The organism is Aurantiacibacter atlanticus (assembly GCF_001077815.2).
Taxonomy (GTDB): domain Bacteria; phylum Pseudomonadota; class Alphaproteobacteria; order Sphingomonadales; family Sphingomonadaceae; genus Alteraurantiacibacter; species Alteraurantiacibacter atlanticus.
Genome location: NZ_CP011310.1, coordinates 2435903 through 2452749 on the forward strand (window position 1 = coordinate 2435903; position 16847 = coordinate 2452749).

The window sequence follows — 16847 nt, forward strand, 5'->3', positions numbered from 1 at the left end:
TGGCTTTTGCAAAAGAGAAAGGGGCGTCGTCGCCCTTTCTCCCATCAATTTCTGAAATTTCGGTGCGCGCGGATCAATCAAAAACGCCCGCAGTGCCATATTCGCCCGGTGCGCCCTTCAGAACAAGCGTTCCTGCCAGCATATCATGCAGACCCTGCTTCTTTTCAGTGAAGGCGACCATGATAAAGCCGATCAGCACGATCAGCGCAGAAAGGATCTTGCCAAAATAACGCCCGATGCCTTTGGCAAGGCTGATGCGTTGGCCGTTTTCATCGACCACGACGAGGCCCAGCACCTTCTTGCCCAGTGTCGCCTGCCAAGATGAACTTTCCATACCGGCAAAATAGCCAATGCCGATGACAATGCTGATCAGGTTCAGCAATAGGCTGCCGCCGGCCATGAACCCCATTGGATCATTGGCTGAACCGGCCGCACCGCCGAAGAGACCGCCGATGATACCACCCACTACCGCAAGGACGATGGCATCGATGATGTAGGCGCCTACTCTGATCCAGAAACCGGCATATGGCATATTACATTCCCCTGATTGTACCTGTCCATGTGACAAGCCATCACAAAATTATCCAGCATGCAAGAATAAGGGGCCGCGAAGGACCCCCTTTTCCTAATCAGCTTTTATCTTGCATCCTACCAGCGGAAGCGGCCAGTTACGCCATATGTTGCTGGGTCATTGGGGTAACCCGACACATTGCCCGGCTGTGCAGGGCTGTCAAAGACGGTGCCAAAATACCGATCATCCAGAATGTTGCGACCCCAGACCGAGAGCTGGAAGCCGCAATCGCACTCATAAGTGAGCGAGGCTGTTAAGTTGTTCTGGCGACCGGTGAACGGCAAGCCTGCATCAATAGCGGGCTGCCCGTCAACGATCGTGCCATCTGGAGCTCTCACCGCGAAATTGGGCAGGCCCTCGACCAGTTGATATTCCGAGGACCAGCGATAGTTGATCCGCGGGACAAGCAACCCGCCGCCAACATCCGCTTCATATTGCGCGCCTGCGATCACTGTCCATTCGGGGATGCCTGCGGGGGTGGAGCCCGAAATGTCGCCCTGTGCCGACTGCACGAAGCTATCGAACTTGGGATCGAGATAGTTCACTGCGGCATTGATCGTGAATGCAGGGGTAAGGAATATCTGACTTTCAAGCTCCACGCCGAAGGTGGACTGGCTGCCTGCATTGGCAAGGACAAAGCCCGAGCCGGTGAAGATGTTGGACTGGAAGCCCTTGATTTTCTGGTCGAACACAGTGAGGTTGATCGATGCTAGGTCGAAATTGGCCTTCACGCCAACTTCAATCACCTCGGACTCTTCCGGTCCAGCAAAACGCGAGCCATAGGTCTGGTTCGGCTGGTCCAGTCCAGCTGCAACAATGGCAGCCTGATCCGCCAGCGCCGGACGGGAATCGCGCGACAGGTTGATAGAACTTGCCTTGAAGCCGGTCGCATAGCTGGCGTAGATATTTACATCCCGGGTGACATCGTAGGCCAGCCGCACAGTGTAACTGAAATTGTCATCGCCAACCTTCCCGTCTTCAACCGAGTTTGGCAGATTGACGAATTGCGGCAGGAATTGCAGCGCGCGGAGCGGGTTGAGCGGGTTGGCGTCCGGATTGTTGACATTGGCCGCTGCAAAGGCCTGCGCACCGGCTTGGATCGTGGGGAAGAAAGGTGCGGTCGCCGGGTCTGTGGCAAAGGCTTGCACCTCTGCCGCAGTTGCCGAACGGCCCAGATTCAGCTGCGCGCCGACGGTGGCCGCTATGGCGCCCTGGGTCAGCACTTGCCCGCGGAACGGCGCAAGTTGCGGAGAATCGAAGTCGATCGAGGAGAACACGGCGGTAGATACCGCTTCCTGCGTGAAAGTCTTGCTGTCATCGGTGTAATTGCCACCCAGCGTCAGCACGAGACCATCAAAGATCTCGAAATCGACCTGACCGTAAATCGAGTAAGCTTCCGAGTCGAGCGTATAGGCTTCGGTGAAGCCCTGCCCTTCAAGGAAGAATGTGTCGATGAAGTTCTCACCGTAGCTGGCGCTGAACACCTGCTCCAGCGATGATACGGTGAAGGCCCCGTCCGTTGCCGACTGAATCAGCAGATCGGCATAATTGCGGAAATCAGCTCCGTAGAGCAATTGGTTGGACTGATCGACATCCTCATTGATGTAGAACACGCCCAGCAGCAGGTCGACACGATCCCCGATGGAACCCGCCAGGCGGAATTCCTGGGTGAAGGTATCGATCCGCAAATCCTGCGAATTGGGGTAGATCAGATCGGCGCTGGAGAAGTCCGAATCCTGGAACGTCACGGCTTCGGTCGTGCGGCTGGACGTGATCGAGGTGAAGGTGAACTCACCGAAATCATAATCGAGCTGCCCGGAAATACCGTGGTTTTCGATGTCATTGGTCGAGTCGAAATTGTTGACCACGATATCGGCAAAGGGATTATTGGGATCAGTCACCTGACCGCCCGCACCAAGGATTGCCAGCACTGGCGGACCACTTTGTGCGTTCACCGCCCCGCAGCAGATTTCATCGATGCTGTCATAATCGGCAATAATGCGCAGGCTGAGGTTCGAACCATTGTCGATCAACGCCTGGCCGCGCACGAACCAGCGATCACGATTATTCGCTGAATTGCCGGTATTGAGATCATCAAAGAAGCCATCGCGTGAGGCAAGGCCAGTCGCAATGCTGACCGCCACGGAATCTTCGAGCGGCCCGGTGACATAGGCACGGGCTACAATATTGTCATAATTGCCATAGGTTAGCTCGGCAGAACCGCCGAAGTCGAACTGCGGCTCCTGCGTAACGACAGAGACGACGCCGGCAGAAGCGTTTTTACCAAACAGGGTCGACTGGGGTCCGCGCAACACCTCGATACGCTGCACATTGGGCAGGTCGCTGATGGAGGAGGCGGTGCGACTGCGATAGACGCCATCAATGAAAACTCCGACCGAAGGTTCAATGCCGGCATTGTTGGCCCCATTACCGAAACCGCGGATGAAGAAGCCCGTGTTTGCGCTCGACTGGCGCTGGCCGACTGTAAGCGAAGGAACGACCGTCTGCAGATCGCGAATATCGCGGATCTGATCACGCTCCAGCGTTTCCGCCCCTGTCACCGACACGGCGACGGGAATTTCCTGCAAGGTGGCTTCACGTTTGGTTGCGGTAACAACAATCCGGTTGCCCTGTGCCGCTTCCTCGCCGCCCGCTTCGGGATAAACGTCCTGACCGGCATCCGCTTCATCCTGTGCGAAGGCGAGGCCTGGCATGAACAGAGCCGCAGCAGCAACGCTGCACAGCAGATTGCGCGAAACACCGGCGTTGCCGGCACAAAGCTTTTTCATCGAATTCTCCATCTCTCTCCCCGGAGCAAGGTGGGCGCTGCCGTTTTCGGCAATCGTTCCTGCCCGGAGCGACCTACTCTTGGTCGCCATCTCTCCTACCCAGCAAGTGGGCGAAGCACAATCGGCGAGGTTCTATCGCCTTTTCAATGACTCCGCCTGTGTAGCTTTTACGCAACAGTCAGACTTCTTACCTTTAGGTCAATTTAGACCAAAATCGCTGCGATGACGCATCTTCCTTGCGGCACGGGCCACACTCCGCTAGAGGCGCGCGGGTTCGCATGTGCAGCATGACTGCACTGCCCAATTTTCGGCTTCGGCCCAGACCCAGGAATAAACCAGCATGTCCGCGCCCCTTCGCAACGTGGCGATCATCGCCCACGTCGATCATGGCAAGACCACTCTTGTCGACCAGCTCTTCCGTCAATCCGGCACCTTCCGCGAGAACCAGCGCGTGGAAGAACGCGCCATGGATTCCAACGATCTGGAAAAAGAACGCGGAATTACCATTCTTGCCAAATGCACCAGCGTTGAGTGGCAAGACACGCGCATCAACATCGTCGATACGCCCGGACACGCCGATTTCGGTGCAGAGGTGGAACGCATCTTGTCGATGGTCGATGGCGTCATCCTGCTTGTCGACAGTTCCGAAGGCGCTATGCCGCAGACCAAATTCGTGACCGGCAAGGCGCTTTCGCTAGGCCTGCGCCCGATCGTGGTGGTCAACAAAATTGACCGTCCCGATGGCCGCCATGAAGAAGTGCTCGACGAAGTATTCGACCTTTTCGTCAGTCTCGATGCCGATGATGACCAGCTCGATTTCCCCGTGCTCTATGCCAGTGGCCGCGATGGCTATGCCAGCGAAGACCCTGATGCGCGCGAAGGCACGCTCGATCCCTTGTTCAAGAAAATTCTCGAACATGTCCCCGCCCCCGACCTCGATGAGGCAGCCGATTTCGCCATGCTGGCGACGCTGCTCGATCGTGACAGCTTCCTTGGCCGTATCCTGACAGGGCGCATCGAAAGCGGCCGCCTGGAAGTGGGCATGCCGATCAAGGCTCTCGACGTGGCGGGCAATATCGTTGAAACCGGGCGGGCGACCAAGGTCTTCGCCTTTGACGGTCTGGAACGCGTCCCCGTGCTCCATGCCAAGGCGGGTGACATTGTCGCCATCGCCGGTCTGACCACAGCCACTGTGTCAAACACACTGTGCGATCCCAATGTCACCGTGCCTGTTCCGGCGCAGGAAATCGATCCGCCGACCTTGTCGATGACCTTCTCGGTAAATGACAGCCCCTATGCGGGCCGCGAAGGTGAGAAGGTGCAGAGCCGCGTCATTCGTGACCGGCTTGAGCGTGAAGCTGAAACCAACGTCGCCATTCGTGTCACCGAAAGCGCCGAGAAGGACGCATTCGAAGTCGCTGGTCGCGGTGAATTGCAACTTGGTGTCCTGATCGAGAACATGCGCCGCGAAGGGTTCGAGCTTTCGATTAGCCGACCGCGCGTCCTGTTCCGCGATGGTCCAGATGGTCGCGAAGAGCCGTATGAAACCGTCGTGGTTGACGTAGACGATGAATTTTCCGGCACAGTTGTCGAGAAGATGGCGCTGCGCAAGGCCGAGATGACCGACATGCGCCCCAGCGGCGCTGGCAAGACCCGTATTATCTTTTCCGCGCCTAGCCGCGGCCTCATCGGCTATCACGGTGAATTCCTGTCCGACACGCGCGGCACCGGCATCATGAACCGCCTGTTTGAAAAATACGGCCCCTATAAGGGCAAGATTGCTGGCCGCCAGAACGGTGTGCTGATCAGCATGGAACAGGGTGAGGCGCAGGCCTATGCGCTCAACATGCTCGAAGATCGCGGAACGCTGTTCGTAAAGCCGGGTGAGAAACTGTATGAAGGCATGATCCTGGGCGAAAATGCCAAGCCGCAGGACATGGAAGTCAACCCGCTCAAGAGCAAGCAGCTGACCAACTTCCGCGCCAGCGGCAAGGATGAAGGCATTCGCCTGACCCCGCCCCGCCGGATGACCCTGGAACAGGCCATCGCCTATATCCAGAACGACGAGCTGGTAGAAATTACGCCGTCGAACATCCGTTTGCGCAAGCGCCATCTCGATCCGCATGAGCGCAAGCGGGAATCGCGCAAGAGCGCGGACTGAAGCGCGCGCAAATGGGGCTGAACCGGCCCTGGCGCTTGTTGATCTGACCAGAGTTTTTCAACGCCGCCACGCCAACCCTTCAGCAATGTAATGAAGGGTTGGGGTGGCGGGTTGCGATGCGACCTTCTTTGCTCGCCAAGTGCGATTCCCTCGCCTAAAGGCTGTCGCATGAAACCTGCCGACCTCCGCGTTGCTCTTTTCAGCGGCAATTACAATTATGTCCGTGATGGTGCCAACCAGGCGCTCAACCGCCTGGTCGATTATTTGCTGCGCCAGGGAGCAGAGGTGCGTGTCTATTCACCCAAGGTGGAAGAACCTGCATTCCCGCCCGCAGGCGAATTGGTGGGCGTTCCCAATGTGCCGATCCCGGGCCGCGGTGAATATCGCCTGCCGCTGGGCTTCAATGCCGATGTGAAGCGCGATCTGGCGGCATTTGCGCCCAATGTCGTGCACGTATCCTCCCCTGACTTTACCGGCCATGCGGCGGTCAGCTGGGCGCGTGACAAAGGTCTGCCGATCCTTGCCAGCGTGCACACGCGGTTTGAAACCTATCCGCGCTATTACAGGATGGCATTTCTAGAACCGGTGGCCGTGTCCATCCTGCGGCGTTTTTATAATCGCTGCGATGCGCTGGTTGCCCCTTCGGAAAGCATGGCTGCAGTTCTGCGCGAACAGGATATGGGAGACGACATCGCCATCTGGGCGCGCGGCGTGGACCGCACGATCTTTGATCCGTCGCGCAGGGATCTTGCATGGCGACGCAGCCACAATATCGGCGATGATGATGTTGCCATCGGTTTTCTTGGCCGGCTGGTGCTGGAAAAGGGCTTGGACGTCTTCACCCAGACGGTGGAGGAGCTGCGAAAGCGCGGCGTGGCACACAAGGTGCTTGTAGTTGGTGCAGGTCCGGCAAAGGATTTCTTCAAGGAACAGTGCCCCGATGCCGTATTCGTCGGCTTTCAGGGCGGCAACGATCTGGGCCGTGCCGTGGCGAGCATGGATTTGCTGCTCAACCCGTCAATAACGGAAACTTTCGGCAATGTGACGCTGGAGGCGATGGCAAGCGGTATTCCAGTGGTCGCTGCACGCGCGACGGGTAGCACCAGTCTTGTGCATGAGGGCGAAACCGGACGCCTGGTGACACCAGGCGATACAGCCGGCTTTGCCGATGCCGTGCAGGCTTACATCAGCGACATTGCCCTGCGCGAGGCACATGGCGCGGCGGGCGAAAGGCGCAGCCGCGATTATGCGTGGGACGCAATCAATTCTGCCGTCGCCAATGTCTATTTACGGCTGGTGTCAGAACGCGGCGGTGCAGGCAGCGAACCTGTCCAGCGCCTCCTAGCGTAGAACGCCTGCAGCCGTCTGTCTGCGAGAATATATTGCCAGCAGCACTGTCACCACCGCGATTGCCGCACTGAACAGCATCGCATAGTTCGAAGTGAGTTCAGCGAGCACGCTGGAACCAAGCGTGTAGATCGTGGTGCCGATGATGCCGATGACGGAAACGATAAATGCGTGAAAAGCATACCGACTGCGCAAGAGGATGAGCAGCGAGCCGAACACCGCGCCCCAGACACCCAGCGTCCATGTGGCATCTGCCCAGGCAGGAAAACCGGTGTAATAACCGACCATCATGTCAATCGGCATGTTGACCCTGTCCGCAGTCGCTTGAAGATAATCCATATTCCGCGACTGGGTCATCAGGTAATCATAGGCGCCGCCTGCATTCCACAGCAGCGAAACTACACCTACGACCCATATATGCCATGGCGTGGCCGGCCGATCTTCTGTAATCATGATCCTCTCCCCCGTATTGTCCCGGAGGAGAGATATCACGTAAAGTGCGATTTACAAATTAGCGCTTCAGTTCACATGAACTACAATCGTTCAATCCTGCGGGCCAGATCGTCAATCAAATCGATCACTTCGTCCTTATCCATGCCATTGAATCCGGAATTGGACGCCTTGTTGGCGACGACGGAAGCAAGATTTCCCAGTGATCTGAGCAGATCGGGCGAACCGGTCGGCCTTTCACCTTGTGCACGCCGCTCGAACCGGCGGCCCAACCTGTGCCAAAGATCTTCAAGCTCGTCCTTGCGCTCTTCCAGTTCGACCAGTCCGCTATCGGTGGCCTGGTAGAGCTTGCGCGCATCCTCACTGTCCTGCGCGGCAATGACACCTTCGTCAGCGAGTAATTGCAGCGTGGGATAGATAGTGCCCGGACTGGGTGAATATGCCCCGTCGGTCATTTCTTCCAGCGCCTTGATAAGCTCATATCCGTGACGCGGTTCCTCGGCCAGCATGGCAAGCAGCACCAATCGCAATTCGCCGGGGCCAAACATGCGTTGGCGTTTGCGCCGTGGACCGCCTTGCATCGCGCCCCAGCCTCGGCCTTCGCGATCGCCACCGCGCGATCCGCCCTGACCGAAAAATCCGCCTGGACCAAACAGGCCCTTGGCGCCGAATGGTCCACCCGGACCGAATGGGCCTCCGGGGCCGAACGGCCCATCCGAACCGAAGAAAGCCTGCGGGTTGATCTCGCGCTTTATTTCGCGCTTGAACTGGCGTTTGAATTCACGACGGCGACGGCGGCGCTCTGCGCGTTCCGCATTGTCTTCATCATCGTCGTCCATATCGATATCGATATCGATATCCACCTCGACATCGAAATCCTCGCCTTCAGGCGGGCCCCAGCCTTCCAGCGGCTCGATATCCTCGGCCTCAACCACCTCTTCCTGCGCTTTTTCACGGCGACTGGTGAGCTTGCCGGATTTTGCCGCCCTTCCGGGCTTGCCTCCCTTTGCGCGGCTTTCATCATTCTTGGCCATGCCAATACTCCTGCTAACGTCCCAGTCTTAAGATATATCGTAGACCTATCGTAACAAGAGGCGGTGCAAAATAATCTCCACCCGCTAAAGATGTCTGCATGGAAGATCTTTTCGCCGATGATGTCCCGCCTGCCAATGGGCCCGATGCGCCATCCGAGGACGCGCCGCTGGCGGACAGGCTGCGGCCCCGAAATCTTGCCGAGGTGATAGGGCAAGAACACATTACCGGCCCGGAAGGCGCCATCGGGCGCATGGTGGCGGCTGGCAAGCTATCCAGCCTTGTCCTGTGGGGTCCGCCGGGGACGGGGAAGACCAGTATTGCCCGCCTGCTGGCAGATGCCGTGGGCATGCGATACGAAGCCGTCAGCGCCGTCTTTTCAGGCGTTGCAGATCTAAAAAAAGCCTTCGCCGCCGCAGAGACCGCCAAAAAGGCGGGTCCGCCCGGCTTTCGCGGGACCCTGCTGTTCGTAGACGAGATCCACCGCTTCAACCGCGCGCAGCAAGACGGCTTTCTACCTTTCGTCGAACGCGGCGTGGTGACACTGGTGGGAGCGACGACAGAGAACCCCAGCTTCGAACTCAACGCGGCACTGCTCAGCCGCGCGCAGGTGTTGATCTTGCACCGGCTGGATGCAGAGGCGCTTGGCAGATTGCTGGCGCGTGCAGAGAAACTGGAAGGCCCCCTCCCCCTGACCGAGCCAGCACGTGACGCGCTGATCGCCAGCGCGGATGGCGATGGCCGTTTCCTGCTCAACCAGGCCGAAACGCTTTATAGCGCGAATGTTACGGCGCCGCTCGATCCGGCAGCCCTGGGGCTGTTCCTGCAAAGGCGCGTCGCTGTCTATGACAAGGATCGCGAAGGGCATTACAATCTCATTTCCGCGCTGCACAAGGCGGTGCGCGGCTCTGATCCGCAGGCCGCGCTTTATTACATGGCGCGCATGCTGGTGGCAGGAGAAGAGCCGCTGTTTCTGGCACGCCGTCTGGTGCGCATGGCGGTGGAGGATATCGGCATGGCCGATCCCGCCGCGCTCACCCAATGCATGGCGGCGAAGGACGCCTATCAGTTTCTTGGCAGCCCCGAGGGGGAACTGGCGCTGGTGCAAGCCTGCATTTACGTGGCGACAGCACCCAAGTCGAATGCCGTTTACAAGGCGCAGAAAGCCGCATGGAAAAGCGCGAAGGAAACGGGCAGCCTGATGCCGCCTATGAACATCGTCAATGCGCCGACCAAGCTGATGAAAGAGGCAGGCTATGGCGCAGGCTACACCTATGACCATGACGCGGAAGAAGGTTTTTCCGGCGACAGTTATTGGCCTGAAGAAATGCAGCCGCAAAGCTTTTACCAGCCCGTTGAACGCGGTTTCGAACGCAAGGTGAGGGAGCGGCTGGCCTATTGGGATAAGCTGCGTCAGGGCCGTGACTAAACAGCAAATAGCACGCGCCTTTGACCACTTCGTCGCCATAGACTGGTCAGGTGCCATAGGCTCGCGGCACAGGGGCATAGCTGTCGCCATTGCCGATGCGGCGGGTGGCCCGCCCGTGCTGGTGCCTGCACCGCAAGGCTGGACGCGCGAGGAAATCTTGCGTCTCCTGACAGAGGAATTCCCTGCCAATTCGCTCATCGGGCTTGATCTGGGCACATCGCTGCCATTCCTGGATCGCAAGGCCTTTTTCCCCGGCTGGGAGGATAGCCCGCCCGATGCACGGTCGTTATGGGCAATGGTTGATCAGATCTGCGCAGCTGATGAACATCTTTCTGCGACCAGTTTTGTCGATCATCCGATCGCCAGCCGGTATTTTCGCCGCCACGGCGGGCGCGAAGGCGTTGCGTTTGGCGGTGGGCGTGGACGGTTCCGTGTCACCGAATGCGCGCAGGCTTTGATGGGCTGCAAACCCTATTCCAATTTCAACCTTGTGGGCGCGGCTCAGGTCGGCAAATCCAGCCTCACGGGCATGCGCGTCCTGCACCGATTGACGGGACGGCTGCCGGTCTGGCCGATAGACTCCTTGCCGCAAAATGGTTCTGTCGTGGTGGAAATCTACACCGCACTGGCAGCCATGGCGGCCGGACGCAGCGCCTCGCGCAGCAAGATCCGCAGCCATGAAGATCTGGACATCGCGCTGGCCAATCTGGGCAGTCCACCGCTCGGCAAAGCAGGTCCGATAGACGACCATTCATCGGATGCGCTGGTCACTGCGGCATGGCTCCGCACTGCCAGTCGAAACGGTGCATATTGGCAACCAGAAGGCCTAAACGCGAAAATAGCACAAATGGAGGGCTGGACCTTCGGCGTAAGCTGAGGCAAAGGGCCGCGCAGATGCTGACGCGATGTGCCGGCTTAGCTCAGTTGGTAGAGCAGTTGATTTGTAATCATCAGGCCGAGGGTTCGAATCCTTCAGCCGGCACCACGCAGCATCATCCCCATGTTTAAGTAGAAGATACGCCAGCTGCGTTGCAGCATTATGCGAGAGTTACAGCGCAGCGTTAAACTGCGCCGTAACTCATCTGAAAATCCTGTCTGCGCCCAATTGTCTTGCCCAAGCCGCAGCTTAGCGCCCTATTGCAACATAGGTGAAACCCTGTCGCTCGACATCGGGGCGACTGTAGAGATTGCGCAAATCGACCAATAGCGGCGCTTTGAGCAATTCTTTTGCGCGCCCCAGATCCAGCGCGCGAAACGCATCCCACTCTGTCACGATGACCGCCGCATCGGCGCCGTCCAGTGCATCGTAAGGTCCATCGCAATAGGTCACATGGGACAAGACGGCAGCGGCCTGATCCATGCCTTCTGGATCATATGCTTTCACCGAAATGCCTGAATCCTGAAGCGCCTGCACAATGCTGATTGCCGGGCTGTCACGCATGTCATCGGTATTGGCCTTGAAGGTGAGACCAAGGACGGCAACGGTTTTGCCGTGCAGATCGCCTCCGCCCATCGCATTAATAACCTTGCGACCCATGGAGCGCTTGCGCTGGTCATTGCTGGCCACCACACTTTCCACGATCCGCAGCGGTGATTCGAAATCCTGCCCGGTTTTGAGCAGGGCCACCGTATCCTTGGGAAAGCATGAGCCGCCATAGCCCGGTCCCGGCATCAGGAAGCGGTTGCCGATACGGCTGTCGAGGCCAATGCCCTTGGCCACATCGCCCACATCCGCGCCCACTTTCTCGCACAGATCCGCAATTTCATTGATGAAGCTGATCTTCGTCGCGAGGAAGGCGTTGGCGGCGTATTTGGTCAATTCCGCGCCACGCCTGCTCATGGAGACAAGCGGAGATTCGTTACGGGTAAGCGGGCGATAAATTTCAGCCAGCACCGCTTCTGCATGCTCGTCATTCACGCCGATGACCACGCGATCGGGCCGTTTGAAATCGTCAATCGCGGCACCTTCGCGCAAGAATTCCGGGTTGGACGCAACCGAGAATTCAAGATCGGGCGCTTCTTCGCGGATGATGCGTTCCACTTCATCGCCAGTGCCCACGGGTACGGTCGACTTGTCTACCACGACAACGCCAGCGGGGAGGAGCGGGGCCATTTCGCGTGAGGCCGCATAGACATAGGACAAATCGGCATGGCCGTCACCACGCCGCGATGGCGTGCCCACCGCAATAAACACGGCATCGGTGCCGGGCATCGCCTGCGCCACATCAAGTGTAAAGGACAGCCTGCCCGCTTCGACATTCTTTGCCACAAGCTCATCCAGCCCCGGCTCGAAAATCGGGATCTCTCCCGCCAGCAGGGCGTCAATCTTGGATTGGTCCTTGTCAACGCAAACAACATCGTGGCCGAAATCTGCAAAACATGCGCCTGAAACTAAGCCCACATAGCCGGTGCCGATCATAACGATACGCATGAAAACTCCTTTAATTGGTCAGCTTATGAAGATTACGCCGATCCCCCGATCGTTCGCGCAATCTCCATCGCATTAGGTGATTAAATCAGTGTGTCAGCCGCGGCCACGATATGGCGCCACCCCTTGGTCAGGTAGCCACAACCCCTCTGGTGCAGCCCCACTCTGCCAGAAAACGTCGATGGGAATGCCGCCGCGCGGATACCAATATCCGCCAATCCGCAGCCAGCGTGGCGCCATTTCTTCAAACAGGCGCTGGCCTATGCCCACGGTCACATCCTCGTGGAAACCATTGTGATTGCGAAACGCGCCCAGAAACAGCTTGAGGCTCTTGGATTCAACGATCGTCTCGCCCGGCGCATAATCGATGACGAGATGCGCGAAATCCGGCTGGCCGGTCACCGGGCAGAGCGAGGTGAATTCAGGCGCGGCAAAGCGCACCATATAAATCGCCCCTGCACGCGGGTTCGGCACATAATCCAGCACGGCTTCTTCAGGAGAGGCGGGCAGACCCGTCTGCTTTCCCAAATGCATCGGTTGGGCAGGTTCTTGTGTATTCGTCATATGCAGCCTGATGGCGCGAAGCGCGCGGCGGCACAAGCCGTCATAAGGCGGTTGCGCTTTCCAGGCCGGTTCATTGGTATTACGCAGTTCGGGCAAACAGGGCGATATTTGGTAATGGACCAAAAAGAACAGCTGATTGAGGACGATTCTGAGGAAGCGGCCAACCCGGCGAGAGGCGCGCTTTCACTGGCGCTTGCCCCGGCCCGGATATCCATCGGGCAAAGCAAGGTGTCGCTGAACTGGCGGCTGACTATGACCAATACCGGGGATGCCCATGTCGTCTCGCTCAGGATCTGGAGCGATCTGGTCAGCGCCCACAGTTCCATACCCAGCAATGAACAGCTTGGCGGACCGGACATGGCCGATGCACAACCACAAGCGATTCCCCTGCTGGCACCAGGCGAAAAGGAAAGTCTGGCGGGCGAGTGGCACCTGATGCGCGATGAAGTGCGGCCGGTGGACAATGCGCCTGACAGACTTATTCTGCCACTGGCGCGATTTCGGCTGGTGGGGGCAGGCATGCTGCCGTTTCGCATGGCCTTCATCATCGGCAATCCACCCAAGCCGAACGATAACCGTCTGCGCGCCTTGCAGCTTGATGGCGGATTAAAGATCCATTCGCGACTGGCCGCCCGCGCCATCTGGTGATCTGACATGCCTTGGCGCGCGCGTGGTGATTTACCTTGGCGCGCGCACAGGCTAGGCCCGTGCTGATGCAATCTCTTGTCTCCACAAATTGGCTCGAAAACCATTTGGGCTCCCCCGATCTCGTGATCCTGGATGCCTCGCTCCATCTGCCCATGGCGGCCCGCGATCCGCGCCAGGAATATGCTGAAACCCGTATTCCGGGGGCACGCTTTCTTAACCTCAGATCGCTCACCAACAGATATAGCGATGTTCCAGCCGCACTGCCAACGCGTGCGCAATTCGATGCCCGGATGGGCGCGCTTGGCGTTTCCCCAGCCAGCCGCATCATAATCTATGACAATAGCGATCTTCGGACTGCTGCGCGGGCATGGTTTATTTTCCGCCTGTTCGGGGTGAAGGAATTCGCGATCCTCGATGGTGGCTTGCAAAAATGGCTGGCCGAGAGCCGCCCCATTGCCAGCGGTCTGGATGAAAGCAGCCCTCCCAGTGCCTTCAGCTCCAGCGGCGGGACAGGTTCGATATCGTATAAGCAGGACATGCTCGCCAACCTTGCCACGCAGGAAAACAAGGTGGTGGATGCTCGGGATGCGCGGCGCTTCCGCGGTGACGGAGCAGATTTTCGTCCCGACGTCGCTTCCGGACACATCCCCAAATCCAGCAATTTGCCCTACGATGCAGTTCTGGCGGCGGACGGTACATTTCTGCCATCTGACCAGCTACGCAGCGTTTTTGCCGAGGCCGGAATCGCATTTGAACGCCCGGTCATCACCACTTGCGGGGGCGGTGTAACCGCCTGCGTCCTCCTGTTCGCCATGGATCTGATCGGACAGGACGGCACATTATACGATGGCAGCTGGAGCGAGTGGGGCGCGGATCCCACGTTGGCAGTCGAAACAGGTCCGGCAAGTGGAGACGGTGCTTGAGCGACAAAGCCCACAAGCCCGCCACGCAATTGGTGGAAGCGGGGCGGCGCAAGGCATGGACGAGCGTTGCGGGCCAGCCCGGCGCTGTGGTCAACCCGCCCGTATGGCGCAGCAGCACCCATTTATACGAGGATACCGCCGACCTGGCGCGAGGGCGCCCCAATGCAGACGGGCATTTCTATTATGGGCGACGCGGTGGCCCCACGCAATGGGCGCTGGCCGATGCGCTGACCGGGCTTGAAGAGGGCGCAGACGGGACGGAGCTGTTCCCCAGCGGCGTCGCGGCGATTTCAGGAACGCTGCTCGCCCTGTTGACCCCGGGCGATGAATTGCTTTTCACTGATAATGCCTATGAACCCACGCGCGCCATCGCCGCGGGTATGCTTTCGCGGATGGGCATCACGTCACGTTCGTTCGACCCGCTTGATCCGGCAGGTTTCGCCAAGATGATCGGGCCCAAAACAAAGGTGGTTATGCTGGAAAGTCCAGGCAGCCTGACGATGGAAGTGTGCGACATTCCCGCGCTTGCAGCCATCGCACGCGAACAGGGCGTTATCTCGGTCATCGACAACACATGGGCATCTTCGCTAGGTTTTGCAGCACTGGCGCACGGCTGCGATATCAGCCTGATGAGCCTTACCAAACATGTCGGCGGGCATTCGGACCTTATGATGGGCAGTGCCTCTGCCAAAGACCCTCTGATCGGACGGATACGGCTACAAGCGCAATATATGGGGCAGGTTGTTTCACCTGATGATGCTGCCCTCGCCCTACGTGGGCTTCGTACAATGGATGTCAGGCTAGAACGCACAAGCTCAACTGCGCTTGAACTTGCCAAATGGCTAAAATCGCGTGATGAAGTTTCCGCAGTGCTGTGCCCCATGCTTCCCGGTGCGCCGGGCTATCAGCTTTGGGACCGCGATTTTACCGGCGGCTGCGGTCTTTTCAGCTTTATATTGCGCAATGGTGACAAGGCAGCGCGCGCGCGCTTTATTGATACGCTTGATCTGTTCGGTATCGGCTTTAGCTGGGGCGGCTTTGAAAGCCTTGCCATTCCAGTCGATCCCGGCAAGATCCGAGACTTTCATGAATGGCCCCGGGGGCAAGACCGGGGATGCGGGCTTGGCGTTCGCCTGGCCATCGGTCTAGAGGACACTGACGACCTTATTCGCGATCTGACACGCGGATTTTCTGCCATGGGACATACATGACCGCCAGCCTGCCTAATTCCGTGACCGAAATGGGGTCTGACAATCAGGCCAGCGCGTCGGCAGATGCCGTGCCACTGCTTGATCCTTCGACAGGAAAGCCACTGATCGACCCTGAAACGGGCGAGCAGATGATGGGTGTACCAGCGCGTGAAGCAGTCCCAATCCTCGATCCTGAGACCGGTGAAGCAATGCTTGACCCCGAAACAAGGGAACCCTTGCTCGCACTTGCGGATAATTCGGAAACGGATGTGCCTCTTCCCGATGTCGAACCGACCACGGCCCTGTCCTCTTCCGACGATCTGAGGGAAGCTGTCACCGAACGCAGCGAAACTATCGGCGACATTGTCACAACGCTTGATTCATGGGCGCTTGAAGTCGGGTCCATGCGCGTCTCGCTTTGGGATGCCGCCGTGTCTATCGGCGTCGTTCTGCTTGCCGTGGCAATTGCATGGGGGCTCACCCGCCTCAGTCGCAGAGGCTTGCGGCGAGCCAGCAAGCTGGACGATTCCCAGAGACTGCTTGCCGAAAAGCTTATCACCATCATCATCTGGGCAGTCGCCTTCCTGATCGGAATAGATCTGCTTGGCATTGATCTTACCGCCCTTGCAGTCTTTTCCGGCGCATTCGGCCTTGCCATCGGTTTTGGCCTGCAAAAAACTTTCGGTAATCTGATCGCGGGGATCATCCTGCTGATGGACAAATCCATCAAGCCAGGTGATGTGATCGCCATTGCCGATCAGGCCGGTAACGAGACATTCGGACAAATCCGCAAGATCGGTATCCGCGCCGTATCGATTACCACGCGTGACGAACGCGAATATCTGATTCCGAACGAAAATCTGATGATTAATCAGGTAGAAAACTGGTCCTATTCCAGCCGCAGGGTGCGCATGCAGGTGCATGTCGGCATTTCCTATGCCTGCGATATGAAACTGGCGCAGGAATTGATGCTGGAAGCTGCCCGGTCCTGCCCACGCGTTCTCGAAACGCCCGGTCCCAGCGTGTGGATGGCCGAATATGGCGACAGCAGCGTCAACTTTGCCATCCATTGCTGGATCACCGATCCGGAACTGGGCGTGGGCAATGTTCGCAGCGATGTGCTGAACAAGCTGTGGGGCCTTTTTCAGGAAAACAACATCGAGATCCCGTTCCCCCAGCGCGATCTCAACTTGCGCGACAATGCCCAGTTCCAGCAACTTGTCGCAGCCATTGCGCAACGTATGGATGGCACCGAGAAGGACGGAAATTAACTGCTACAGACCTCCCACTCACGGTGATTTCCTGCAAAGCCTTC

Annotated in this window: 14 protein-coding genes and 1 tRNA gene; 9 read left to right on the plus strand and 6 right to left on the minus strand. The window is 58.3% G+C overall.

Annotation, left to right across the window (positions count from 1 at the left end; translation table 11 throughout):
- Positions 1 to 73: 73 nt before the first annotated feature.
- Together CP97_RS11875 and CP97_RS11880 are read right to left on the minus strand one after the other, a co-directional pair.
- Positions 74 to 532: an RDD family protein gene (locus CP97_RS11875; protein ID WP_048886128.1), complete on the minus strand. Its 459-nt coding sequence runs from the start codon at positions 530 to 532 to the stop codon at positions 74 to 76.
- A 116-nt stretch (positions 533 to 648) separates the two neighbouring features.
- A complete protein-coding gene (locus CP97_RS11880; protein WP_149036467.1) occupies positions 649 to 3450 on the minus strand; it encodes a TonB-dependent receptor in 2802 nt (933 codons plus the stop codon).
- A gap of 250 nt (positions 3451 to 3700) precedes the next feature.
- Here CP97_RS11880 and typA point away from each other — a divergent pair, with 250 nt between their 5' ends.
- Both typA and CP97_RS11890 read left to right on the plus strand, forming a co-directional pair.
- Positions 3701 to 5521 carry a translational GTPase TypA gene (gene typA, locus CP97_RS11885; protein WP_048886129.1) on the plus strand — a complete coding sequence of 607 codons (1821 nt, stop codon included), beginning with the start codon at positions 3701 to 3703 and terminating at the stop codon, positions 5519 to 5521.
- Positions 5522 to 5689: 168 nt separating this feature from the next.
- Positions 5690 to 6871 (plus strand): glycosyltransferase family 4 protein, encoded by a 1182-nt coding sequence (locus CP97_RS11890; protein ID WP_048886130.1) that lies wholly within the window; start codon positions 5690 to 5692, stop codon positions 6869 to 6871.
- Here CP97_RS11890 and CP97_RS11895 read toward each other — a convergent pair.
- Both CP97_RS11895 and CP97_RS11900 read right to left on the minus strand, forming a co-directional pair.
- Positions 6863 to 7321, minus strand: a complete 459-nt coding sequence (locus CP97_RS11895; protein ID WP_048886131.1) for a hypothetical protein — start codon at positions 7319 to 7321, stop codon at positions 6863 to 6865. The genes CP97_RS11890 and CP97_RS11895 overlap by 9 nt on opposite strands.
- 80 nt (positions 7322 to 7401) lie before the next feature.
- Positions 7402 to 8352 carry a PadR family transcriptional regulator gene (locus CP97_RS11900; protein ID WP_053106634.1) on the minus strand — a complete coding sequence of 317 codons (951 nt, stop codon included), beginning with the start codon at positions 8350 to 8352 and terminating at the stop codon, positions 7402 to 7404.
- 98 nt (positions 8353 to 8450) lie between these two features.
- Between CP97_RS11900 and CP97_RS11905 the strand changes: the two genes are divergently transcribed.
- From CP97_RS11905 to CP97_RS11915, 3 genes are all read left to right on the plus strand, one after another.
- On the plus strand, positions 8451 to 9779 hold the full coding sequence (locus CP97_RS11905) for a replication-associated recombination protein A (RefSeq protein WP_048886132.1): 1329 nt from the start codon (positions 8451 to 8453) through the stop codon (positions 9777 to 9779).
- Positions 9772 to 10656 (plus strand): hypothetical protein, encoded by an 885-nt coding sequence (locus tag CP97_RS11910; protein ID WP_227819597.1) that lies wholly within the window; start codon positions 9772 to 9774, stop codon positions 10654 to 10656. The genes CP97_RS11905 and CP97_RS11910 overlap by 8 nt, the downstream gene beginning before the upstream one ends.
- Before the next feature lie 32 nt (positions 10657 to 10688).
- A tRNA-Thr gene (locus tag CP97_RS11915) sits at positions 10689 to 10764 on the plus strand.
- A 141-nt stretch (positions 10765 to 10905) separates the two neighbouring features.
- On the opposite strand, the gene CP97_RS11920 is transcribed toward CP97_RS11915, so the two are convergent.
- Complete coding sequence (locus CP97_RS11920) at positions 10906 to 12210, minus strand: UDP-glucose dehydrogenase family protein (RefSeq protein ID WP_048886133.1); 1305 nt, start codon at positions 12208 to 12210, stop codon at positions 10906 to 10908.
- 93 nt (positions 12211 to 12303) lie between these two features.
- Positions 12304 to 12771, minus strand: coding sequence for a preQ(1) synthase (queF, locus tag CP97_RS11925; RefSeq protein ID WP_048886134.1), 468 nt, complete (start codon positions 12769 to 12771; stop codon positions 12304 to 12306).
- Positions 12772 to 12885: 114 nt separating this feature from the next.
- Here queF and CP97_RS11930 point away from each other — a divergent pair, with 114 nt between their 5' ends.
- From CP97_RS11930 to CP97_RS11945, 4 genes are all read left to right on the plus strand, one after another.
- Positions 12886 to 13419: a hypothetical protein gene (locus CP97_RS11930; protein ID WP_149036468.1), complete on the plus strand. Its 534-nt coding sequence runs from the start codon at positions 12886 to 12888 to the stop codon at positions 13417 to 13419.
- A 65-nt stretch (positions 13420 to 13484) separates the two neighbouring features.
- The gene (locus CP97_RS11935; protein ID WP_048886136.1) at positions 13485 to 14342 is read left to right on the plus strand and encodes a sulfurtransferase; all 858 of its coding nucleotides are present in this window, start codon (positions 13485 to 13487) and stop codon (positions 14340 to 14342) included.
- Positions 14339 to 15553, plus strand: coding sequence for a cystathionine beta-lyase (gene metC, locus CP97_RS11940; RefSeq protein ID WP_048886137.1), 1215 nt, complete (start codon positions 14339 to 14341; stop codon positions 15551 to 15553). The genes CP97_RS11935 and metC overlap by 4 nt, the downstream gene beginning before the upstream one ends.
- Positions 15550 to 16803, plus strand: a complete 1254-nt coding sequence (locus CP97_RS11945; RefSeq protein WP_048886138.1) for a mechanosensitive ion channel family protein — start codon at positions 15550 to 15552, stop codon at positions 16801 to 16803. Before metC ends, CP97_RS11945 begins: the two co-directional genes overlap by 4 nt.
- Positions 16804 to 16847: the final 44 nt, after the last annotated feature.

What these genes read in the sequence shown, in the direction of transcription:
- CP97_RS11920 (WP_048886133.1), bottom strand. Translation starts at nt 12,210, where the DNA reads ATGCGTATCGTTATGATCGGCACCGGCTATGTGGGCTTAGTTTCAGGC.
- CP97_RS11890 (WP_048886130.1), top strand. Translation starts at nt 5,690, where the DNA reads ATGAAACCTGCCGACCTCCGCGTTGCTCTTTTCAGCGGCAATTACAAT.
- CP97_RS11945 (WP_048886138.1), top strand. Translation starts at nt 15,550, where the DNA reads ATGACCGCCAGCCTGCCTAATTCCGTGACCGAAATGGGGTCTGACAAT.
- CP97_RS11895 (WP_048886131.1), bottom strand. Translation starts at nt 7,321, where the DNA reads ATGATTACAGAAGATCGGCCGGCCACGCCATGGCATATATGGGTCGTA.
- typA (WP_048886129.1), top strand. Translation starts at nt 3,701, where the DNA reads ATGTCCGCGCCCCTTCGCAACGTGGCGATCATCGCCCACGTCGATCAT.
- CP97_RS11930 (WP_149036468.1), top strand. Translation starts at nt 12,886, where the DNA reads ATGGACCAAAAAGAACAGCTGATTGAGGACGATTCTGAGGAAGCGGCC.
- queF (WP_048886134.1), bottom strand. Translation starts at nt 12,771, where the DNA reads ATGACGAATACACAAGAACCTGCCCAACCGATGCATTTGGGAAAGCAG.
- CP97_RS11935 (WP_048886136.1), top strand. Translation starts at nt 13,485, where the DNA reads ATGCAATCTCTTGTCTCCACAAATTGGCTCGAAAACCATTTGGGCTCC.
- CP97_RS11905 (WP_048886132.1), top strand. Translation starts at nt 8,451, where the DNA reads ATGGAAGATCTTTTCGCCGATGATGTCCCGCCTGCCAATGGGCCCGAT.
- CP97_RS11875 (WP_048886128.1), bottom strand. Translation starts at nt 532, where the DNA reads ATGCCATATGCCGGTTTCTGGATCAGAGTAGGCGCCTACATCATCGAT.
- CP97_RS11900 (WP_053106634.1), bottom strand. Translation starts at nt 8,352, where the DNA reads ATGGCCAAGAATGATGAAAGCCGCGCAAAGGGAGGCAAGCCCGGAAGG.
- CP97_RS11880 (WP_149036467.1), bottom strand. Translation starts at nt 3,450, where the DNA reads ATGGCGACCAAGAGTAGGTCGCTCCGGGCAGGAACGATTGCCGAAAAC.